This window comes from Bradyrhizobium sp. LA6.1 (assembly GCF_040547805.1).
Lineage (GTDB): Bacteria > Pseudomonadota > Alphaproteobacteria > Rhizobiales > Xanthobacteraceae > Bradyrhizobium > Bradyrhizobium barranii.
Map to the genome: position 1 here is coordinate 232,828 of NZ_JBEPQK010000008.1, position 23,167 is coordinate 255,994.

Below are 23,167 nucleotides of genomic sequence, written 5' to 3' on the forward strand. Positions count from 1 at the left end.
AACCCAGGGGCTCGCGGAGCACATCTCGGACGAATATCGAGTGCCGGTTCGATGCGCCAAATTCAGTTCATCCGTTCGAACACGTTCCTCTGGGCCCTGGCGGTGGCGGCCGCATTTGCACTGTTCGTGGTCGGGCTGTTCGCGTTCACCTATTGGAAGCTCGACGACTATCTGATCGCACGATCCGATCGCATGATCATGACCCGGATTAACTTCATCGCAGATTTGCCGTCGGCGCGCCGCATCGGAGCGATCTCCGATCATCTCGAGCAGGATTCCAGAGGCGTGCAGTACGCGGGACTTTTCAATGGTGCCGGCACCCGGCTTGCCGGCAACATCGACAGCTTGCCGCGCGCACTCGATCTCGGCGGAGCGGCGCAGGGTGTGCGGCTCGACCTCATTGAGAAATCGGCGGTCCACGGACCGGTCATCAGGGTCGTGGGCAGGCGTCTTGAGAACGGCGATGTCCTGGTGATGGGACGGAATGTCGATGAGACGCGCGAGATATCGAGTGTCGTGGGGCAGGCGCTCGCGCTTGGCCTGCTGCCGGCGTTCTGCCTCTGTCTGCTGGCCGGAGCGTGGCTGAGTGTTCGCGCCCAGAGACGCGTGGAGGAGGTGAACCAGCGGGTACAGCGGATCGTGGCCGGGGAGTTGCGCGAGCGGCTGCCGGAGGACAATTCCGACGATCCGTTCGCGCGACTGGCCAGGATCGTCAACGGCATGCTCGCCGAGATGGAGACCATGATCAACGCGCTTGCCGGTGTCGGCAACGATATCGCCCATGATCTCAGGACGCCGCTCACGCGCGCACGCCTGGCGCTGGAGCGCGGCCGAACGCATGCGACCACTTTGGAGCAGCTCCAGGAGGTCACGGACAAGGCAATGGCCGGAATCGATCAGTCGCTCGCGATCGTCACCGCCTTGCTGCGCCTCACCGAGATCGAGAACAGCCGCCGCACCGCCGGTTTCGGTAACGTTGCGCTCGACGAGATCCTGCGCGAAGTGTGCGACGTCTATGAGCCCATCGCCGAAGACAAGGGCATCGGGCTTGGCGTCGTCATCGATCGCAATGTGCAGGTGTGGGGCGATCGGGACCTGTTGTTCGAAGCGATGGCCAATCTCGTGGACAATGCCGTCAAGTTCACGCCGCCCGGCGGCCAGGTGAGGCTCGAACTGGTGTCGGAAGACGACACGGCACTCGTGCGCGTAAGTGACACCGGGCCCGGCATCAGCACGCAGGAGCGCGAAGCGGTGCTGCGGCGATTCTATCGTTCCGACAAGATGCGCAACACGCCGGGGGTTGGGCTGGGACTGAGCCTGGTGGCTGCCATCGTCAAGCTGCATGGCTTTCGATTGATCATCGGTCCGGCTCCCGGCGGGCGGATCGAGATCCTTGCCTGGACCGGGAGGGCGAGCAAAGCCGCCGCATGCCGGTCCCGGACCCCAACTCTCGAAGCCGTTAATCAGATGTGATGCCCCTCATGATGCGTGATGTTCTCGATGCCATGACATGCCGAGTGACATGCCGAATGTCTGAAGGCGAATTCAGGTTTGTTACGCTCAATTCAGTGGCCTCCTCCTTCGGAGGCTTCCTAGAGTCCGCTTGCCGGTTTCGTATGTGGGAGTGACAGATGCAGAGCCACGAAGTCGCGAGGAATGGTGCCATGGCTGTCGCGGCCGGAGCCCCATCGCTCCCCTTCCTCAGCGCCTATTCCGCCGCCATCAAGCGCTATGAACTGCTTGAGCCCGGTCACGAGCAGCAGCTTGCGCGCCGCTGGCAGGAGACGCGGGACCGCGGTGCCGTGAACGCGCTCGTCACGAGCCATCTCCGGCTCGCAGCCAAGGTGGCGCGCGGCTACAAGGGGTACGGTCTGCCCTTGGCCGATGTGATTGCGGAGGCAAATCTCGGCCTCGTCATCGCGGCGTCACGCTTCGAACCCGGCCGCGGTGCGCGGTTCTCCACCTATGCGGTTTGGTGGATCAAGGCCTCGGTTCACGAATACATCCTGCGCTCCTGGTCTCTGGTCAGGATCGGCACGACGGCAGCGCAGAAGAAGCTGTTCTTCAAGCTCCGTAGCGAGATGAGGAAAGCCGCGGGCGGCGCGATGGCGGCGCTCACGCCCGATGTCGCCGAGACGATCGCGGAAAGGCTCGACGTCACGGCGCGTGAGGTGATCGAGATGGATTCCCGCCTGAACGGTGACATGTCGCTGAACGCGCGCGTTGGCGACGACGAGCAGGGAACCGAATGGGAAGCGTTGCTGGTCGATCAGGCGATCGACGCGGAGACGGTGCTCGCCGATCATGAGCAGACGGAGCGCCGTACCAACGCCTTGCGCGTTGCGCTGGGCATGCTCACGGCGCGCGAGCGTCATATTCTGGAGGCAAGGCGGCTGGCGGAATGCCCGGTTACGCTGGACCAACTCGGCTTCGAGCTTTCGATCTCCAGCGAGCGGGTTCGGCAGATCGAGATCCGCGCCTTTGCCAAGGTCAGGCGAGCCGCAATTCTTGCCGCGCAGGATGCGGCACGCAAGCGCTCCGACGGCGCCTCGGGCTCACGGCCGCGGGAGCTCACCGCTCCATGAGCGATCGAGACGCGGTGATGCCGGTACGAATGATGTCTGTCCTGCCGCGGAGCATCTGAATTCGTTTTCATTTGAACGGATGCTCTCCCGTCCTCATCTGTTCAATGATCCCGCGCAACTTGCTTCAGGCAGAACCACCATGGGAATTGTTCGCTTCGCGCTACGGTTTCCGCACACGTTCTATGTGCTTGCGGCGTTGATCCTGTTTCTCGGCGGCATCGCGATCTGGTCGATGCCGACGGACATTTTTCCGGAGATCCGCATTCCCGTCGTCACGGTGGTGTGGAGCTACACCGGCCTGTCGACGCCCGAGATGGAGCAGCGCGTCAGCACCTACAGCCAGTATTCGATCAGCGCCAATGTCAGCGGCATCAAGAACATCGAGGCGCAAACTCTCAACGGCCTGTCGGTTCAGAAGATCTACTTCCAGCCGGACGTGAATCTCGACCTCGCAATCTCGCAGATCGTCTCGGCAACCAACGCCATCCGCGCTCTGATGCCGCCGGGCATTCAGCCGCCAATCATCGTGCAGTTCAATGCATCGAGCGTGCCGGTGCTGCAGCTCAGCCTCGAGTCCAATAGTCTGAACGAGCAGCAATTATACGATTTCGGCATCTACCGTATCCGGCAGCAATTGGCGCCTGTTCCGGGCGTGACGCTGCCCACGCCTGCCGGCGGCAAGTACCGCCAGATCATGGTCGACATCGATCCGAACAAGCTCCTGTCGCGCGGATTGACGCCGCTCGACATCGTCAATGCGGTGAACACCCAAAATCTGACGCTGCCCACCGGGACGACGAAAATCGGCGACACCCAGTACACCGTTCGAACCAACGCCACGCCAGCCTCGATCAAGGATCTCAACATGATCCCGGTCAAGTTCGTGAACGGGGCCACGATCTTCCTGAAGGACGTTGCCCAGGTCCGGGACGGCTCCCAGGTCCAGCAGAACATCGTGCGCGAGGACGGTCATCGCGCCGTCCTGCTCAGCGTGATCAAGAACGGAAATGCCTCGACGCTCGCTGTCGTCAACGGGGTGAAGAAGGCCTTGAGTTCGATTCGCGCGTCGGCTCCTGCAGGGCTGAAGATCAACGAGCTGTTCGATCAGTCGGTCTTCGTCACCCATTCGGTCGATGGCGTGCTGCGCGAGGGCGCGATCGCGGCCGGCCTCACGGCACTGATGATCCTGCTGTTTCTGGGATCGTGGCGATCGACACTGGTCGTCTTGATCTCGATCCCGCTGGCGATGCTGTCTTCGCTGGTCGTGCTGTATTGTCTCGGCGAGACCTTGAACACGATGACGCTCGGCGGGCTTGCACTCGCGGTCGGTATCCTGGTCGACGATTCCACGGTGACGATCGAGAACACGCACCGGCTCTGGACCGAGGAAGGCATGCCGTTGCCTGATGCGACGCTGCACGGGGCGGCTGAAATCGCGGTGCCGACGCTCGTCTCCACGCTCGCCATCAGCTGTGTGTTCACCTCGGTTGTCTTTCTGGAAGGGCCGGCCAAATACCTCTTCACCCCGCTGGGTCTGGCGGTGGTGTTCGCGATGTTGGCGTCATATGCGTTGTCGCGAACGCTGACGCCGATCACCATCGGCCTGCTGCTGAAGGGCGAACGGCGCCATGGCGAGGGCGGAAGCCCGTCGGGCATCTTCGGCCGCGCCTCGGCGATGTTCGACCGCGGATTCGAACGCCTGCGCAACGGCTATTCCGATTTGCTGTTAACGTTGCTTCGGCGTCGCGTTGTCGTGCCGGTCGTCGCGGTGCTGGTGCTTGCTCTTGGGGCCACCATGTTCGTCTATGTCGGTAGGGACTTCTATCCCCTGATCGACGGCGGCCAGATCCAGCTCCACGTTCGCGCGCCCGCGGGCACCCGCATCGAGAAGACGGAAGCGATCTTTCAGGCGGTCGAAGACAAAATCCGCCAGGTGATTCCGGAGCGGGACCGGGCGCTGATCGTCGACAATATCGGGCTTCCGGCGCGTCCCTACAATCTCGCATTCACCGACGGCTCGACGATCGGTGTGAACGACGGCACCATTCTCGTGTCGCTCAAGGACGGACACAAGCCGACCGCGGACTACGTCAGGAAACTGCGCCAGGTGCTGCCGGCGGCATTCCCGGAGGACACGTTCTATTTCCAGGCGGCCGACATCGTGACGCAGATCCTGAACTTCGGTCTTCCGGCGCAGATCGATGTCCGCACGGTTGGCTACGGCGCCAACAATCTGGCCGTGGCCAAGGAGCTGCAGAAGAGCCTCGCGGCGATCCCCGGTGTCGTCGATGCGCATCTGCAGCAGGAAGTCGATGCTCCGGCGTTCTATGCCGACATCGACCGCACGCGGGCCGCGCAGCTCGGGCTCAACGCGAGCACGGTGGCGACCAATATCAATGTCAGCCTCAGTTCGTCGGCTCAGGTCTCGCCGAACTTCTGGACCGATCCGACGTCGGGCATCCCGTATTATCTGGCCGTGCAGACACCCGAATACAGGGCCAATTCGCTGAACGCACTGGGAAACACGCCGGTGTCGGCCTCGCTTGCCGCGAGCGGGCAGACGGTGCCCGGCCTCCTCAGCAATGTCGCGACGTTCAAGCGGGGGAGTGTCCCCACCAATTCGAACCAGGCAAACGTCCAGCCGGTGTTTGACGTCTATGCGAGCGTCCAGGGTCGCGATCTCGGCGGCGTCGCGGCCGATATCAACAAGGTCACGTCCACACTCCAGAAGCAGCTCCAGCCGGGTAATTCGATCCAGGTCCTGGGACAGATCCAGAGCATGAATCAGTCGTTCCGCAATCTCGGAATCGGCCTGCTGTTTGCCGCCATCCTGGTCTACCTGCTGATGGTCGTGAACTACCAGAACTTCGGCGATCCCTTCGTCGTCATCATGGCGCTGCCGGCGACCTTGTGCGGCATCTTGACGATGCTGTTCATCACCGGAACGACACTGAACGTGCCTTCGCTGATGGGGGCGATCATGGCGGTCGGCGTCGCCTCCGCGAATTCGATCCTGCTCGTGACGTTCGCGCGTGATGAGCAATTGAAGGGACATTCCGCGTTCCAGGCGGCGCTGAGCGCGGGCCGCACCAGGATCCGTCCGGTCCTGATGACTGCTGCCGCGATGATCGTGGGCATGATCCCGATGGCGCTCGGAGGTCCGGGCGAGGAGCAGAACGCCGCGCTCGCGCGCGCGGTGATCGGCGGACTTCTGTTCGCGACCCCGACGACATTGCTGATCGTGCCGTACCTCTTTGCCATGCTGCGCAAAGGTAACGATGGCAAGCCTCACCACGGCGTATTCGAGGAGCAACCGGAATGAGCGACGTTCGTGTGCGGACCAATGACGACGAGGCGAGGGACCCGCCCGATGCGGAGAGCCGCCGCATCGTCGAGCTCCCCGGCAAGGCCGCGCCATCCGGACGCCGTTACGGCGGCGCGCTGCTCGGAGGAGGGATGCTGCTGCTGCTCGCGGGCGGTCTCGGCATTGGCGGCTGGCGGCACTATCAGGCGGCGCGTGAGGTCGCTGCAGTGGCGGAGCAGGTGAGAACCGCCATTCCGGAGGTGCGGGTGGCGGTGGTCCGGCCCAGCGGCGACCTGATGAAGGTTACCTTGCCGGCGACGACGACCGCGTTCGAGGCAGCCAATATCTTCGCGCGGACCAGTGGCTATATCGAAAAGCGCTACGTGGATATCGGCGATCGGGTCAAGAAAGGCGATCTTCTCGCGGCAATCACCGCTCCGGAGCTCGACCAGCAGATCGCCCAGGCCCAGGCGACGTTGGCCCAAAACCAGGCCGCCTTGCAGCAGGCGCAAGCGAGCCGGGAGCTCGCCGACGTCACCAATGCGCGCGACAGCAATCTGGTCAAGCAAGGCTGGCTGACGGCACAGCAGGGCGACAACGATCGTCTCACCCTGCGTGCACAGCAGGCGGCCGTCGGTGTCGCCCAGTCGAACATCACAGCGCAGGAAGCCCAGATTCGGGTGCTCCAGCAGGAGAAGGCCTATCAGCGCGTGGTGGCGCCGTTCGACGGCGTCATCACACAGCGCAACGTGGACAATGGCAGCCTGGTGCAGGCAGGGTCGACCTTCATGTTCACGCTGATGCATTCCAACGTGATCCGAACCCAGGTCTTCGTGCCGCAGGACGAGGCCTTCGGAGTCGGGCCGGGCGTCGACGCGGATATTCGCGTCCCCGAGATCCCGGGGCGGACGTTTCCGGGGAAAGTCACGCGCATCGCAAGCGCATTGCAGCCGGGAAGCCGAACTCTGCTGACCGAGATCGACGTGCCCAATCCGGACGGTGCCTTGAGTCCCGGTATCTACTGCACGGTCGAGCTGTCGATCCCGCGCAAGACGCCGTCGATGACCGTCTCGTCCGATGCGCTCGTCTTCGATCAGAACGGTCTTCATGTCGCGGTCGTGCGGAATGGCACCGTTCATCTGCAGCACGTCTCGATCGCGCGGGACTTGGGCACCACAATTGAAGTGCGCGAGGGCCTCCAGCCCGGCGACCAGGTCGTGCTCAATCCGGCGGTGAACCTGGCGGAGGGCAGCAAGGTCACCATTCGCAAGGTCGAGGTCAGTTAGGAGCATAGAGATGATCCGGATCGTGCTCGCAACAACGATCGCCTTGCTGTTGGGCTGTTCTTCGAGTGAGGCGCAGGTCTCAACGATGGGCACCACGGCGATGGGCCTTCCAACCGTACCGGGTGCGATCGTGACCTCGCCGCTCAATAGTCCGGGTCCGTTTTCCGCAACAACCGAGCCTGGCGTTCCCGACACGACGCTCGCGCCTGTTCCGCTCGCCTCGGATCCGACGACGCCGGGTACGGTCGTCGTCTGCGCCACGCCATCGACGTCCCCGATGCCGGTGCCGGCGACCCCGATCGTATCGAGCATCGGCGCGTCAGCGTCAGGCATCGGCGCTCCGCTATTGCCGGTCACAGGGCAAACCGGCAGCTCCATCGGAACGATTCCCGCAGCGGCACCGGCGGGAACGGGGACGACGGTCGCATGCAGCTCGACGCCGGGAGGGCTCGCGACAAGCGCTGCGTCCCTGCCGCTCTCGATCCCGCAAGTGCCGTCCAGTCTCGCGCCCGGCACGATCCTGGCGGACACCAGCGCCGCCGGCGGCACCGGCATCGATCCGAATGCCGCCGTCATGCCGAGCCCGAACAGCACGGCCTGCGCGGAAGGAGTCTCGATGAACCTCGCAGCGCCTGCGACCGTGTTGCCGGCCAACGCCTCAGGCGCGGCGCCAACGCCGGGAGTGTCGCCGATCTTGCCGCCGGGATGCTGAGGCGACGCCGCTACAGGACTCTCGTCGCACCGCGTGGGGAACGGGGGACGACACTTCGGCTAGCATAGCCTTGGCCGCACCGGCGCTTCACGTTGCCGGTCGTAGCTTCAAAACTTCGGCGTCGGGCGGCAGCATCGTTCCACCGTCCCGGTACTTCCAGTCCACCATCACGCCCTTGTTGGCCCGTACAGTGGTGCGGCCGACGAAGGTCCCCATCGTGCTCTGATGGTCGATGGAACGCCAAATCGCCGGGCCGAACGGCGTTTCGAAGCCGACGTTGCCAAAGCCGTCGGCCATCGCCTCGGTATCGAATTTCCCGAGCTTTGCGATCGGCGCCGCGATGGAGCTGATCAAGGCGTGACCGACCACGGATCCCATCGTGGGAGCCTCGCCATATCGCGCGGAATAGGCCGACACGAAGGCGCTGTTGGCGTGACCCAAGACCTCGGTCACCGGATAGCCGGTCACGATCCATCCCTCCGGGGCGTCCTGCCCGAGGGGAAGAAGGTATTCGGGTTCGCCGGTCGTGAACGACACGACGTGTCGCCCTTCGAACAGGCCGCGATCATTGCCTTGCCGGACAAATCTGGCGAGATCGGGTCCGAAGGTGACGTTGAGGATCGCTTCGGGCTTCTGCTGCGCGAGGGCGTTGACGACCACGCCGGCATCAATGGCACCCAGCGGCGGCCACTGACTGTTGATGAACGCGACGTCGGGGCGACGGCGGCTCAGAAGCTGCGTGAACCATCTTACGGCCGACTGGCCGTATTCGTAGTTCGGGGCGATCGTCGCCCACCGCGTCGCCTTCAATTGAGCTGCCTCCTCCACCAGCATGGCTGCCAGCATGTATGTCGAGGGGCGGAGCCGGTAACAATATCGATGTCCTTGCTCCCAAACGAGGGCGTCGGTGAGCGGTTCGCTCGCCACGAAGAGGATCCGGTTTTGCCGGGCGAAGTCGCTGATAGCCAGTCCGACATTCGACAGATATGCGCCTGCCAGAAGATCGACGTCATTCCGTCGCACCAGTTCTTCGGCGGCACGCAGCGCGACGCTCGGCTTGCCTTCATCGTCCCGGCTGATGACCTGCAGCTCTCGCCCGAGCAGGCCCCCGCCCGCATTCAGCTGTTCGACCGCCAACTGCCAGCCGCGACGATAGGGCAGGGTAAACGCGGGCGCGCTGCTATAGGAGTTGATCTCGCCGATCCTGATCGGTCTCGTGCCCTGGGCGCGGATGATGCCGGGCGAAAACACCGACGCGCCAACACTGCCTAAGACCTGTCGTCGAGAGATGCTCATCTGGTGCGATCCGGAGGATTGAGTGTGAGGGCTGGTCCAGCGCTGCAGGACATGTCGTGCCGGTCGAAAGATCAGCAACCTAGTGGCAGGTGCAGGACGGGGGCCGGTCGTCGACGCCTGTCGAAATCGAGATGCCCGGACTTGCAGCGAGACCGCGCGCAAAGGCGAGCGCGGGAAGATCGACCTCCCGATCGAACAAAGCGCTGACCGGACCGACGAGATCAAGCGCGGTCTGCTGGCGGTCCGACGCTGCCATGATCCTTGCCCAGGCTGCCGCGACCTTCAGCTCGTAGAAGCGGCATTGCTGCTCTCTGGCAACGGACAGGCCCTCGGAGAACAGGACTTCCGAGCGGGACCGATCTGACGAGCCATCGGCAAGCAGGATCTCGCCCTTGATCCGCAGCAGATCAGCAAGGCACCACAATTGCTGGCCTTGCCGGGAGATGGCCAGGGCATCTTCCACGGCGGCCAGGGCCTGCGCACTCTCGCCGACCGCGAACAGTCCTTCGGCGAGCGATCCGAGAAATTCGGGATTGCGCATCAGCCAGCCGTTCTCGGCCCGCGCTTTCAGTCCGCTGCGCAGCAGCTCTATTCCATCGTGATGTCTGCCTTGCAGGACGAGCAACTGCCCCTTCAGGCAGGACGTCCAGCTCGTCCAGAAAGCTATTCCCTCGCGCGTGACGAGCTCGAGGAGAGACGCTATCGCCTGATCGGCAGTGGCGACATCATGCGTCATCAGCGCAATGGGGCACACGGCGTTCCGCAGCGCGTAAGCGATCGCGAGCTTGTCCTTCTCACGCTGCGCCTCCTCGAGGCATTCCGCGGCCAGGGATCTGCTCTGGGCGATCTTTCCCTGGAGCAGCAGCACGCGGGCTAACATGGCTTTTGCCAGGACGCTCTGGTTGAGCAGGAACCACATCTGGTTCGCGCCGTCCTTCAATCCGTGAGCCGAGTGGTCTAGGGAGAGGGTCAGTTCGCGTCGAGCTTCCTCCTGCGCGCCGTAAAAATGGGTGGCGGCGCCGATCAGGCGGCGGCCGACCGTCTCGTTGGCGGGGTTTCCCGTGCGAAGGGCGATCTCCAGATATCGCTCTCCGACACTCTTGGCCGCGTCGTATTGGCCCGAGTTGAGATTATAGCTCCACAGCGTCCAAACAGCCTTGAGCTGAAGCTCGAGATCGGACAGCTCTTCGCCGAGCGCAAGGCCGATGTTCAGGGCCGCTTTCATGCGATCCGCCGAGCCAGTCGTATTGAGAAGCGCGAACCCCAGCGCGACGTAGAGCTGCGCCTTGAGCCTTGGATTGCAGGTCAGCTCTCCGTCAAGATGGGCGAGAGCGTGCTCGATCCGGGTCGAGCATTCCATGAAGGACAGCAGTTGCATCCACACCGGCACAAAGCCGGCCGTCAGCTCTACGCCGAGCGCGGCATCGCCGCTGGGTGCGAAGGCCCAGTCGAGCGCCGCATGCACGTTTCCAATTTCCTGGGCAAGGCGAGTGAGATCGTCGGAGGCGGGGGAGGCATCGCCAGGTGGCATGATGAGCTGTCTGAGAAAGCCCGCATGCCGTCTGCTGGCCTGCTCGCAGAGCCCTGCTTCTGCCAGCTTCTCCAGAGCATAGGCGCGGGTGGTCTCCAGCAGACGCCACCGCCCTTCGAAGGAGGGATCGAGCGCGACCAGCGATTTTCCGACCAGATTGAACAGTGTTTCGATGACGTCCGACCGGGACAACGCGTCGTCCATCATTGCAATGGCCGCATCGAGTGTGAAACCTGCCGGAAACACCGCGAGCCAGCACAACAGCCTTTGCTCGTCGGGCGACAACAGATCGTAGCTCCAGTCCAGCGTCGCTCGCAGGGTCTGGTGCCGTGGCAGTTGGTCCCTGCGGCCGCCGCTCAGCAACTCCATTCGCCTGTCCAGGCGAAGCAAGACCGTGTCTACCCCAAGATTCGCGGTCTGAGCCGCGGCGAATTCCAGCGCGAGCGGAATTCCGTCGAGCCGGCGACAGATGGCAGCCACTTTCAGCAGATCGTCCGCGCCTGGAGAGAAGTTCGCGCGTAGCGACTGTGTGCGAGCGACGAAGAGCTGCACGGCGCTTGCCTGCAACAGCAAACCGGGATCACGCAAACCAGAGTCCGGAACCGACAGCGGCGGGATGGCCGCGACGTATTCGCCATCGATGCGGAGGCCTTCCCGACTGGTCGAAAGAATAGTGACATTGGGACAATAGCGAAGTGCAGCACTCGCGATCTGTGCAGCGACGTCGATGACATGCTCGCAATTGTCCAGGATGAGAAGCAGACGCCGTGACCCGATGGCCTGGGCGATGCAGGCGGCCGAAACCTCCTTGTCACTCAAGGCAAGCTTGAGCGCACGGGCGGTGGTCGATGTCGCAAGTGCCGGATCATGCAAGGTCGCGAGCTCGACCAGCACCACCGCACCATCGAATGAGGATGCGACCAGGCGCGCAAGTTCGATGGCCAGCTTTGTTTTCCCGATGCCTCCCGGGCCGACCAAAGTCACGGCCCGATATGCGAACATAAGTTCGGCAATTTCGCTCAGGCAATCCTCGCGCCCGATAAGAGGAGCGCGCGTGTTCGGCAGGTTGTTCGAAAAGGATTCGATGGCCGGGACGGATACCGATGTCGCTGCGGGCTGATCCAAATGCCCGCTTCGCCAGGTCCCGGCGAGGGTATATCCACGGCCCGAGATCGTCTTGAGGAGATCGCGATCTTTGCCCAGCGCCTTGCGGACGGCGGAGATATGGACTTGTAGCGTGTTGTCCTCGACGGCCAGGCCTGACCAGACACTTCCGATCAAATCATCCTTGGTCACCAGGTGACCGGCGCAACCCGCCAGCTTCTCGAGAATCTCGAATGCGCGGCTTCCGATCGGGACCGTGATGTTGTCGCACTTCAGCTCTCTCCGCTGGCAATCGATGAGCCAGTTACCGAAAGAGTAGGTTCGTACGGCGGGCGAAGGCGACATAAGGGGGTCCGTGGATCAGCTTCACTGCCGCAATCTAGGAGAGTGACGTGACCCCCAAAGATCACCGCCCCTGGCAAGATTCTGAAAGCGTCAGTATGCCCAGGTGTCCTACAGGGGAGGCCGTTGGGGTGTCAAGGCGACCTTCTCAGTAGTCGGCTGTTCGCCATGGCTCGATGCAGGCGTCCGAAACGCTCGTTGCTTGCACACGAATTCGTGAGGACGAATGGGAGTGCCAAAATGGGAGAGCGGGCCGGAAGGAGCGTGCAGCACATCCCGACAGCAACACGGGGCAGGGGACTTCGCGTCGCAACGGTTCAGAAGCTCGGCAGCCTGCTTGGTCTCTTCGTTATCGAGCGGTCGAAGCGACACCTGTTCACATCGCGAGCTGCAGGATATCGCGCGGCATCTCGATTGAAAGGATGGCACGACGCATCGCTTCGACGGTGTCGGCATGTCGGCGAAGGAGAGCCTGAAGTTTCCTGATTTTGCGCCTCTTCACTCGCGATCGGGCCATAGCTTGCTACCTTACTCTGCGATCGATGCGCTTCGCCGGAATGGAGCATCATCGTTTGGATTGTCCTTGCCAGAGTAAGATCATGTCTCAGCCATTATTACTGTCGCCACAACCGAAGCATGGCGACACCCAGGCGACCGTCACCGCGGACGAAACAGATTTCCGCTCGGCCATCGCAATGGCCTCGATCGCGCCGCTTCCGAAGGTCATCGCGCCTACCACCGTTTCGCGCAGAGACGATCTGTCCCCCCTTGACGCAACGACGATTGCCTTCGAGCGGCTTGGTCTGGTCATTGCGATCGAAGGGCAGCCACGGCGCAGCTCCAGCATATCCCCGTGTAATCCGGCGCGCGACACCGGCTGGCTGCGCGTCGAAATCCCGTGGCAACGCGCGGCCATGACTGCACCTAGCTCTCTGACAACGGCGTCCATTTGTGACGACGATCCGGTAGTTCAGCGCCTGTCCGAAGCTCTCGTCGCGATGGAGCGATTGAAGGCCACCGATAGCGCCCTTTGCGTCGACGCCCTGCGATTTGCCGTCATTGCCCGGCTCCTTGCCTTGCGGTCCGAGGCGGAGCCGAGGTTCGACGAGCGAACCCGCGTCGGCCAATGCACTTCTGAAAGGCCGGTCCACGGATTGCAGAAGTGGCGGCTCAAGCGGGTGCTCGACTATATCGAGACTCACTTCCGCAAGAAAATCGTGCTGGCGGATCTTGCCGCGGCCGCGGGCCTGAGCCGGATGCATTTCGCCGCCCAGTTCCGCGCCGCGACGGGTTGCAGGCCTCACGAATATATCTTGCGGCACCGGATACAGCGTTCCAAGGATCTGCTGCGGGACTGCGAGATGCCGATTGTTGAGGTCGCGCTCACAGTGGGTTTTCAGAGCCAGGCCCACTTCACGACGACGTTCAGGCGCTTCGCGGGTGACACGCCGAGTCGATGGCGAGATGCCGCTGCGGCTGGATTCGATCTTTGATGCCCTTGCCTCGAGCGAGTAGGCCTCGCCCCCGCGGGGCCTGAGACTGCAGTGGCGAGGTTGGTGAATTCCGCGATGGAGCTGGTATCGCTCTCGGATCCGCTGCAGATGCCGGGCCGCGGCGTTGGTACGGATCAATGCGTCTCAGACATGGCCGGTCGGAAGAACGGGGCTTCATAGGGCCGCCATTCTTCCTCCAGTCACGTCCGCGAGATGGAAGCCCCCGAAGCGCCGAGATGAACCTCTTCAAGTCCGCGCTGACGATTGCCTTGCGGCAAGGGGGCGCGCTCCGGTTGGCGTGCTCAATAGCCCGACTTGGGCTCGCACGGAGGCCGACGCCAGGGGTCGCTCGCATACGCACCGACGTCGGGAGCGCGAACACAGTTGCGCTTGGACGTCACCGGAACGCGCTGAACCGACGCATAGGCGTCGTCATTGGTCCGGCGCGCCTGGTTGTTGCCTTCGCGAGCCATCGCGGGGGAGGCGATCATGGCCGAAACCATCAGTCCGGCCGACAAGAGCTTCAGTGTAGTCATTGCACGTCTCCTTGACAAAGCGACGCCGGGAACGCCTCGGCTCGCCTGCCAGACATGTGTACGCATGTGTCGGATGAGCAGTATCAATTGAACGATCATTTTCGCCTTTGCACGAAGTCGGCGCCCGCGCTTCATCTCGAAAGCGATTGCTCGCTAGTCGGGCGAAAGCGTTATCTGGTCCGAATGGCCATTCATGAGCGGACCGAACCATTCCCACTTCTCGCCGGTGAAACGCATCATTTGGAGATGCTCGATCGGGCGAAAGTCCGTCGGCGATGTCTTGACCCGGACGCCGGGAATATAGGCCGCCCCCTCGATGTCGAGATTCGTCGCCACCTGCATGATCCTCTCGCGCGTAAGATCGTCGCCACAGCGCCTAAGCACCTCAACGAGCGCGCTCGACATATTGAATGCTACCAGCGGGCCGCTTTCGGATCGATCTGCGTCCGGATAGTATTTCGCCATGAACGCGCGAAAATGCTGCATGCCCGGGTATGAGTCCCACTGCGGGTCGGTCACGTCCATCTGGTACCCGGCACTCAGGACTCCCTTCGCGTTGTCCAGTCCTGCGAGCTTCAACACTGAGCCAACCGAAACCGAGACGTTCGTCATGATGTGGACGGGATGCCAGTCCAGCTCGGCGAGCTTCCTGATCGCCTGAGCCGCGAATTTTGGCGTGGCGACATTGATGAAAATGTCGGGGGCGGCCGCCTTGATCGCCACGATCTGCGAGTCGATTGTCGGCTCGCTGATTTCATATGGCAGGCTCGCAACCACCATTTGCGCGTACCTGTCTTGCAGCACCTCCTTCAGGCCAGCCAGATAATCGCGTCCGAAGTCGTCGTTCTGGTAGAGGATGCCGATCCTGGCGCCAGGGTAATGCGTCAGGACATAGTCCGCGTAGATGCGTGCCTCGGTTCGGTAGCTCGGTAGCCAGCCGATCGTCCACGGAAAGTGGACGGGATCAGCCCAGCGAGATGCTCCCGAAATGGCGAACAATTGCGGCACGTGGCGATTATTCATGTACCTTTGAATGGCGGCGTTGCTCGCGGTGCCGAAGGGGGCGAAGATCGCGAGCACTTCGTCGGCCTCGACGAGCCGCCGTGCCTGCTCGACCGCTCGGGACGGATTGTAGCCATCGTCGTAGGAGATGAACTCGACTGTCCGGCCGTTGATGCCGCCATTGTCGTTGACCATGCGAAAATACGCACTCATCGTCCTGCCGATGATGCCGTAAGCCGATGCCGGGCCGCTATAGGGCATGATGTTGCCGATCCTGATCTCGGTGTCGCTCGCACCGGGATCGTATCGCTGTTGCGCAGAGGCGCTGGCTGCGCCGGCCGCAAATATGACAGTGACGACCGCTAGTTTTCGCAGGCGCCTCGCAATGTCCGGACTCAAATGGCCACTTCCACCGGTGATCAAGCGATGCCTCCATAGCGCTGCTGGTCATCGTGCCTGCCGGGCGGCGGTATGGCGCCAATGGAGGGCCTGCTCGTCCAACAGTCGATAGCCGGAGTGTAGCGCGGGACCCGCCGCGAGCCGGATTACAGAAGCTGAAGAACTGTGAAGTTTTACAATGGTGTGCGTAGAATTGGCCCGTCACCGGCGCCCGATCTGGGGGAGCGTTCTACGCCGTCGTCGCGAACAAACGTCCGGAGCCGATGATATCGATCGAGGCTCCGGACCCGCGGGGTGCGCCGCATGGCGCGGTCGCACTCCGAGCGAGGTCACAGACAGGCATGGTGACGCGGCAATTTGCCTTTGCGTGTTGCCGCCGCTCACCGATGCCCGTGGCGGTTGTAGATGTGGCCCGCTCCGAACACCGGAGCCGCGCCACCGGACCGCTCGAGACCCATTCGCCCTGCCGGCGTCAATGCGCCGCCATTCAGCACGTCGCGATTGGGATACATTGATGCAAATGCGGCGGGCTCCTGATCGGCAAAGGACCAAGCCGCGGAGGCGGATGATATCGTTGCCGTTGAGAGCAGCACTGCGGCGATCAGGGTTTTGAATGCACTCATAGCGAATCTCCATTGTTCGTGACGTGCGGAGAGTCGCTTGGCGATGATCGCTGCTCGGCTGATGGCGTTTCCGGAATTGCTTTCTATACCGGGCTATATAGGCAGTCCGGCCAAAAAACCCCGATTGCTGTGCATCACTCTTGCGAGAAGATGACGGGAATATCAGGCAGAGCGCGCGGTTACGAAGGTCTGATGCGTCTTCGAAGCCGAACTCTGTCACAATTGTCATAGTTGCTCGCGCGATCGTGCATGGTCGAATCGTGTGCGACGCCCAGTTCAAGGTGCAGGTCATACAACATGAGGAGTGTGAGCCATGAGACTGCTCTGGTTTCTCTGCGTCGTTGCCAGCCTTGCGCTCTCGGGCGTTGCATCTGCCCGCGGCGGCATGGGATCTCACATGTCGATGGAGAGCGGCGGCGCGCTCGGTACCAGCGCTGCTGCGCCGGGAACGAACTCGCTCGGCACCGCGCTCCCGTCATCGGAGGGGGTTGGTCATCCGACGAAGGGACCGCTGCTCGGCTCGGATGCGACCATCGACAAGGAGGACGCACGGGTCGAGAAGATGCTGGAAGGATCCATCTGTCGCGGCTGCTGACGTGCGAGCATTGCGATATTTGCGGCGAGTGTCTGGCGGCCTTGGTCGCCGGACAGATTGTGTATTTTGAAAGCGTTGGTGATACGCTGGGCGCAAGATCAAACAACCGCCTGGGGCTATGCCGATGATGGCCGAGCCAAACCAGCGCCCCGTCTACGCTTGCGCTGAATGGGAGATCGATCTTGCCAGACGCGAACTGCGCTCGATGGGAGAGTCCGTTCCTCTGGGCGGTCGTGCCTTTGAGATTCTTGCGGAATTGGCTCAGGCCGAAGGCGGGCTGGTCACCAAGAATGACCTGACAGAGCGTGTCTGGCGCGGCGTCTTCGTCGAGGAGAGTGCACTTCGGGTCCATATCGCGGCGATCCGGAAGGCCTTTGGTTCGGATCGTGACATGCTGGCGACAACGGTCGGCCGGGGCTATCGCCTGCTGGGTTCATGGCGGACCCGGCAGATGGATGCCCCGCTACAATCTGCCGCACCCCAGCCACTGCCGTCGACCAACATTCCCAATGCATCATTCGTTCTCATCGGCCGCACCACCGCGGTCGCGCGTTTGTGGGAGCTTCTGTCGGCTTATCGCGTCGTGAGCCTCGTCGGGCCTGGCGGGATCGGCAAGACGGCCCTTGCACTACAAGCTGCCAGGACGCCGCCAGCCGGTTTTGCGGCCGACCGGTTGCTGGTCGAATTGGCCTCGCTGCCCGATCCCAAGCTCGTGTGCTCGGCCGTCGCCAGCACGCTCGGTATCAAGCTCGAAGGGGAGGAGATCACCCCGGGCTCCATAGCGCGCGCGATTGGAGCCAGGCAGTTGTTGCTCATTCTCGACAATTGCGAGCACGTCGTTGATACCGTGGCCCAACTGGCCGAGACGATCGTCAGCCAGTGTTCCGGAACGATCGTCCTGGCGACAAGTCGCGAAGCGCTGCGCATTGACGGCGAACATGTCTATCGCGTTCCGCCCCTGGCTGTGCCGCCCGAAGTCCGGCTCGGGTCTGACGCCGCATCGGCCTACACGGCGGTGGAATTGTTCACGACCAGAGCGAAAGCGCTGGGCTCCAGCTTCGCGCTCGACGAAGAGAACCTCGATGCCGTCGCAGCCATCTGCCGCCGGCTGGATGGCATTCCGCTCGCGATCGAGTTCGCGGCGGCACGCGCCGTGATGCTCAGTCCGCCGAAGATCGCGGCACTTCTCGACGACAGGTTCAAATTTCTGACGACCGGCCGGCGTACTGCGTTGCCCCGGCAGCAAACGCTTCGTGCGACGCTCGACTGGAGCTACGATCTACTGCCGGACGCCGAGGCGCGGGTCCTGCGGCGGCTCGGCGTATTTGCCGGAGAGTTTCTGCTCGATGCCGTGATCGCGGTCGCCGGCGAAGGGATGGGCGATGTCACCGCGGAGCTTGCCAACCTGGTGGCAAAGTCGCTCGTCCTTGCGGATATTCGCGGCGAGCGCCCGTACTATCGCCTGCTGGACACCACGCGCGCCTATGCACTGGAAAAGCTTCACGCCAGCGGCGAATTTCCCTGCGTCGCGCGCCGCCAGGCCGGATACTATGGCGGGTTCTTTGCGAATGCGGAAGCTGACAGCGAAGTGAAGCCGCAGGCGGAGTGGCTCGGCTTCTATGGCCAGCACATCGACAACGTACGATCCAGCCTCGATTGGGCTTTCTCGCCCGACGGAGATGCGCAGATCGGAGTGGCGCTGACCGCAGGGGCCGTCCCGTTATGGGTACAATTGTCGCTCCTCGCCGAGTGCCGCGAGCGGACCGAACTGGCGTTGGCCAGCCTCGACGGCAGCGCCGCGGGCGCTTTGCGGCTTCGCATGCAATTATCGGCCGCGCTTGGCTGGTCACTGATGTACGGCGTTGGCAGGGCTCGAGAGGCCGGTCCGGCCTGGGCGGCGACCCTGCAGCTGGCCGAGCAGCTCGGCGACAGCGACTATCTGTTGCGTGCGCTTTGGGGGCTCTGCATCGATCAATTCAACAACGGCGAGTTCCGCAAGGCGTTGGAATTCGCGCACCGCTTCGCGGATATCGTGGCCGATTCCCAAAATTCGGTCGACCGGATGATGGGCGATCGGCTGCTTGCCACCACGCTGCACTACCTCGGCGACCAGCGGCTGGCGCATCATCACATTGGGCGGACCTTGTCTCGCCTTTCCGATCTGGCGGCGAAGCCGCAGGTGATCCGTTTCAGGTTCGACCTGCGAGCCTCGGCACGCTATTTCCAGGCGCGCATCCTGTGGCTTCTCGGGTTGGCGGATCAGGCACTGAGCGTCGTCGAGCGCAATGTCGAGGAGGGCCGTGCGAGTGGTCATGCCCTGACCTTCTGCAGCGTACTCGGCCAGGGTGCCTGTCCGATTGCTTTCCTGGCCGGCGACCTCGATGCTGCGGAAGGCTATTGCACCATGCTGCTCGAGCACACCGAACGTCATCCGATCCGTCTATGGAACGTATGGGCGCGCGCCTTCAGGGGCATGGTGATGGCGCGGCGTGGCGATGTCGCCGCCGGATTGACGTTGCTGCGCAAGGCGCTCGAGCTGGCGGGCGACGCGCGTTTCCTGCCGCGCTTCCTGCTTCCTCTCGGCGAACTGGCAGCATGTCTCGGAGAGGTCGGCGAAGTATCGCTGGGGCTTGCGACCGCGGACGAGGCGCTTGCGCGCTGCGAGGCGAGGGATGAGCGGTGGTACGCGGCTGAGCTCTGGCGCATCAAGGGCGAGTTGCTCCGGCATCCCGGCGAGCGTCGCTCGGCTATCGCCGCCGAGCAGTGCTTCGACAAGGCTTTCGAAGTCGCGCGCGGCCAAGGTGCGCTGTTCTGGGAGCTGAGAGCGGCCATCAGCCTGGCACGGTTGAGGACGAGTCAGGGCCGTCCCGCCGATGCGCACCAAATCGTGGCTCTTGTGTACGCCAAATTCACTGAGGGTTTCGAGACCTCGGATCTCAGGCTCGCGAGAGCGATGATGACGGAGTTTTCGACCTAATAGTACGGGCGGTGCTCCAGGATGCCCCGGGGGCGGCGTCCGATACATGTCATCGGACGCAGGTGCGGCCTCGGCGAGCGCCGCATCCCCCGTGCTCCAAAACGTTGGCTTCGAAGTCCTATTGCCGGACCAAGAATGCGCCGGCCTCTCGACGCGGTCTTTCCACGCCGCGCGCTTCTATCCGGATTGCACGGCATCGCGGCCAGCCACACGACTTGGGCCACTGCAGGTTGGCAAACCCCACGCGAGTTTGTCAGAGCCATCAACTCGCGGCGAGCGAGCCCGAAGGCGGAGACGCCAATTCGGCAAGCAATTCGCTGGCCGCTTTCAGGACGGGCGTATTGAACCCCTCGGTGAATCGTCCATAGATGGGCGCAAGCACGTCTTGCGCTTCACTGCGGCGGCCCCGCCGCTGCAATAGCCTTGCAAGATCGATTGTCGTGCGCAACTCAAAACCGAGCGCCCCCTGATGTCGGGCCAGGTCAAGTGACTGCGCCAGGCTCCGCTCCGCCTCCAGGAAGTCGGGATTGTCCTTACGGATCAGCACTTCTGCCCTTGCCCGCAACATGTCCGGCATCTCCACCATGAAGTTGCGACGCCGACCCCGGGCAATCGCCTGATCGAGGATGTCGAGTGCTTCATCTCCACGACCCGTCGCCGCCAGAGCTTCCGCGAGCGGCACGCAAAGTCCGGCCGCCGCGCCGTAGCGCTGGCTCTGCAGCTTCTTGACGGAGCTGTTCAGCATGGCCAGCCCGACATCACTTTCGCCGCGGGCCAACAGCGCAATCCCTTTCATGGCGTCGCCGACCGTCTGGAGGGTGGCGAGATTGTGCTTGCGGGTCTCCACGAGGAGCCTGTCAATGTGCTCTTCGCACACACCCACATCCCCGTTCCAAAGGAAAACGCCGAATGCCCAGGGCAGCGCTATGCACAATATGGTTGGATGGTTGATGGCGATCACATCGGAGATGGCTTGGCGCGCCGTCGCCGTGGCCTGATCGGGATGTCCCTCGAGCCATAAGATGCGGGCGAGGGTGATTTGAGGACGCCTCGGGTAATCGGACGTCAGGCCGCCACGGGAGTCGCCTTCCAGGCCCGGATGGGACAGCGCCGCTTCGACGTACGAGCGAGACGCGGCAACCTCGCCCAGATAGTGGCACGACGTGCCGAGCAACATGCGCATGCGCGCCACCCCGACGGAATCGTTGCCGGCGAGGGCAATCGCTTCGCCGCGCTTTGCGGTGGCCAGCGCATCGTCGAAATTGCCGACGAGCAGTTGGAGCAGATGCAGTCGGCCAATCAGACGGATTTGGCCGGCGACATCGCCAATTGTCTCGGCCAGCCCGACCGCTCTGTCGAGATAGCCGACGCCCAATTCGTCGATTTGTCCCGTCAGCATCCGGGCAGACGCCAGCGCGGCATGAAGTGCGAGGTCGTGCCTGACACTTCCGCCCGTCTCATGAAGCGCTTCGATTGCGCGCGTGACCCAGAGCTGGCATTCGGTGAAGAGCGACAGCTTGAAGAACAGGGGGATCGCTGCGGCAGCGAGGCCGACGCCGGTTCTGCGGTCGCCTCGATCCGAGAAGCACCACGCTAGCGCACTGCGTATGTCGCCGAATTGATCGGCCATCGACGACAGGCCTTCATTCGGCTCGTCGGCCGTCTTTTCAAGCAAATCCCGAAAGTAGGAGGCGTGGCGTAGCGGCACGATCTCGGCGTCGGTGCTGGCGGCGAGCTTCTCCTGCGCGTAGGCCCGCGTCGCGTCCGCGAACCTGTAGCGAATCGATTGCGAGCCCTGGTTCAGGGCAAGCATCGATTTGGCCACGAGGTTGTCGAGCGCAGCCATGGTCGTGTCGTCGCTGGTCGCATCGCTGCCGGCGATCGCTCGGGCGGCATCGGCGGTGAAGCTGCCGACGAACACGGATAGCTGGCAGAGAACCACCCGTTCGGGCCCGGATAGAAGATCGTAGCTCCACTCGATGGTTGCGCGGAGCGTCCGGTGCCGGGGCAGCGCCGTGCGTCGTCCTTCCCAGAGCAGATTGAAGTGCTTGTCGAGGAGTTGGACCATGGCTTTGACGCCGTAGGCGGTCACATGGCCGGCGGTGAGCTCGATCGCGAGCGGGATGCCATTGAGCCGACAGCAGAGGTTGCCGACGTCCGACGCGTTCGCATCCGTCAATCCGAACCCACCTCCAGCTGCGGCCGCGCGTTCCACGAAGAGCTTTACGGAGGGGTAGGCAATCGCGCTCTCGGCCGTCAGAACGGTGTTTTCCGGCGGGCTTGTCAGAGGCGAGAGGCGATATGTGTGCTCGCCTTCGACCCGCAGCAGCTCCCGGCTCGTGGCCATGATGTGCAGCTGCGGTGCCTCCTGGTAGAGCCGTTCAGCCAGCGCCGCCGCGGCGTCGACGACATGCTCGCAGCAATCCAGAATGAGCAGCATCCGCCGGTCGCGCAGGAATGCCACAAGGTTGTTTGAGGGGTCGTCCGATCGCGCCCGCAGCCCGAGCGAAGATGCTGCAATGGCCGGCACCAGAGCGGCATCGCGGGTCTCGCCGAGACTGACGAAGTGAACCTGGCCGGCGAATTCCGCGAGAAGGGCGTGGCCCGCGGAAACAGCGACCGTCGTCTTGCCGATGCCGCCCGGGCCGACGACCGTGATGAAACGCTGGGCTTTGAGCCTTTCCGATATATCCTGGATGGTTTGCTCGCGGCCCACCATCTGCCAGGGATGTGCCGGCAGGTTGTGCGCGCGAACAGGCTTGGTCGGTGCAGGTTGATTCTGCTCCGGGCTCGCGGCCGAACCGACGAAACAATAACCCTGTCCCGAGACCGTGCTCAGATATTTGGCGCCGGCATTGCCGTCCCCGAGCGCCTTGCGGAGTGCTGCGATATGGACGCGCAAGCTGTTGTCATCGACGCTGGAGCCTGGCCATGTCCTGGCGATCAAATCGCTCTTGCTGACGACGTCGCCCGCATGCCGGATCAGTGTCAGCAGAAGGTCAAATGCGCGAGCCGACAGTTGAACCGGATTGCCATCTTTCTCGATCCGTCTCTGCGAGGCGTCCAGACGAAACGGCCCAAAGACGAAAATCTCTTGAGCGGAGCTCTCCTGGAGAGAGGGTCCGGTCGTGGCTGTTGTGGCGTTGCTCTGCCAGCGGTGGACCATTTGAAAATATTAAATCCGACGACCGACTCGTCGTACTCTATGACTTGAACTCGGGCCGAAACGTGTGACCGCGGTGGCAGCGGTGGCAGCTCCAAACGTAACATCCAGCAGTATCGCGGTAAAGGATCACCGATGAATGTCGCTGATCACTTTCGTCCGGAGGGCAGGGAACTCCGGGGAGAGTCCCGATTTTTTGGGAAACGACCGTCGATTGGG

The 23,167-nt window shown here is 63.0% G+C and carries 14 protein-coding genes; 8 read left to right on the forward strand and 6 right to left on the reverse strand.

Translation table 11 applies throughout. The features are described 5' to 3' along the window. The first annotated feature begins 51 nt into the window (after positions 1 to 51). From ABIB99_RS21965 to ABIB99_RS21985, 5 genes are all read left to right on the forward strand, one after another. Entirely contained in the window at positions 52 to 1,473 is a 1,422-nt protein-coding gene (locus ABIB99_RS21965; protein WP_063984309.1) for a sensor histidine kinase, read from the forward strand. Positions 1,474 to 1,664: 191 nt separating this feature from the next. Continuing rightward, entirely contained in the window at positions 1,665 to 2,585 is a 921-nt protein-coding gene (gene rpoH, locus ABIB99_RS21970; RefSeq protein ID WP_063986517.1) for an RNA polymerase sigma factor RpoH, read from the forward strand. A gap of 139 nt (positions 2,586 to 2,724) precedes the next feature. Continuing rightward, a complete protein-coding gene (locus ABIB99_RS21975; protein WP_071915337.1) occupies positions 2,725 to 5,907 on the forward strand; it encodes an efflux RND transporter permease subunit in 3,183 nt (1,060 codons plus the stop codon). Continuing rightward, a complete protein-coding gene (locus tag ABIB99_RS21980) occupies positions 5,904 to 7,175 on the forward strand; it encodes an efflux RND transporter periplasmic adaptor subunit (RefSeq protein ID WP_063984307.1) in 1,272 nt (423 codons plus the stop codon). The genes ABIB99_RS21975 and ABIB99_RS21980 overlap by 4 nt, the downstream gene beginning before the upstream one ends. A 10-nt stretch (positions 7,176 to 7,185) precedes the next feature. After that, positions 7,186 to 7,887: a hypothetical protein gene (locus ABIB99_RS21985; protein WP_063984306.1), complete on the forward strand. Its 702-nt coding sequence runs from the start codon at positions 7,186 to 7,188 to the stop codon at positions 7,885 to 7,887. 87 nt (positions 7,888 to 7,974) lie between these two features. On the opposite strand, the gene ABIB99_RS21990 is transcribed toward ABIB99_RS21985, so the two are convergent. Both ABIB99_RS21990 and ABIB99_RS21995 read right to left on the reverse strand, forming a co-directional pair. After that, positions 7,975 to 9,183, reverse strand: coding sequence for an ABC transporter substrate-binding protein (locus ABIB99_RS21990; protein ID WP_208089359.1), 1,209 nt, complete (start codon positions 9,181 to 9,183; stop codon positions 7,975 to 7,977). Between the two features lie 79 nt (positions 9,184 to 9,262). Continuing rightward, a complete protein-coding gene (locus ABIB99_RS21995) occupies positions 9,263 to 12,163 on the reverse strand; it encodes an ATP-binding protein (protein ID WP_354177536.1) in 2,901 nt (966 codons plus the stop codon). Positions 12,164 to 12,759: 596 nt separating this feature from the next. Between ABIB99_RS21995 and ABIB99_RS22000 the strand changes: the two genes are divergently transcribed. After that, the gene (locus tag ABIB99_RS22000; RefSeq protein WP_231144511.1) at positions 12,760 to 13,653 is read left to right on the forward strand and encodes a helix-turn-helix transcriptional regulator; all 894 of its coding nucleotides are present in this window, start codon (positions 12,760 to 12,762) and stop codon (positions 13,651 to 13,653) included. Between the two features lie 302 nt (positions 13,654 to 13,955). Here ABIB99_RS22000 and ABIB99_RS22005 read toward each other — a convergent pair whose 3' ends face one another. The 3 genes from ABIB99_RS22005 to ABIB99_RS22015 form a co-directional block, all read right to left on the reverse strand. Next, entirely contained in the window at positions 13,956 to 14,189 is a 234-nt protein-coding gene (locus ABIB99_RS22005; RefSeq protein WP_063984302.1) for a hypothetical protein, read from the reverse strand. 153 nt (positions 14,190 to 14,342) lie between these two features. Next, positions 14,343 to 15,590 (reverse strand): ABC transporter substrate-binding protein, encoded by a 1,248-nt coding sequence (locus tag ABIB99_RS22010; protein ID WP_225004968.1) that lies wholly within the window; start codon positions 15,588 to 15,590, stop codon positions 14,343 to 14,345. A 380-nt stretch (positions 15,591 to 15,970) separates the two neighbouring features. Further along, positions 15,971 to 16,213 carry a hypothetical protein gene (locus tag ABIB99_RS22015; RefSeq protein ID WP_063984300.1) on the reverse strand — a complete coding sequence of 81 codons (243 nt, stop codon included), beginning with the start codon at positions 16,211 to 16,213 and terminating at the stop codon, positions 15,971 to 15,973. A gap of 313 nt (positions 16,214 to 16,526) precedes the next feature. On the opposite strand from ABIB99_RS22015, the gene ABIB99_RS22020 reads away from it, so the two are divergent. Further along, positions 16,527 to 16,808: a hypothetical protein gene (locus ABIB99_RS22020; RefSeq protein WP_028153535.1), complete on the forward strand. Its 282-nt coding sequence runs from the start codon at positions 16,527 to 16,529 to the stop codon at positions 16,806 to 16,808. 124 nt (positions 16,809 to 16,932) lie between these two features. Then, the gene (locus ABIB99_RS22025; RefSeq protein ID WP_354177537.1) at positions 16,933 to 19,785 is read left to right on the forward strand and encodes an ATP-binding protein; all 2,853 of its coding nucleotides are present in this window, start codon (positions 16,933 to 16,935) and stop codon (positions 19,783 to 19,785) included. Between the two features lie 262 nt (positions 19,786 to 20,047). Here ABIB99_RS22025 and ABIB99_RS22030 read toward each other — a convergent pair whose 3' ends face one another. Beyond that, entirely contained in the window at positions 20,048 to 22,951 is a 2,904-nt protein-coding gene (locus ABIB99_RS22030) for an ATP-binding protein (protein WP_354177538.1), read from the reverse strand. Positions 22,952 to 23,167 lie beyond the last annotated feature (216 nt).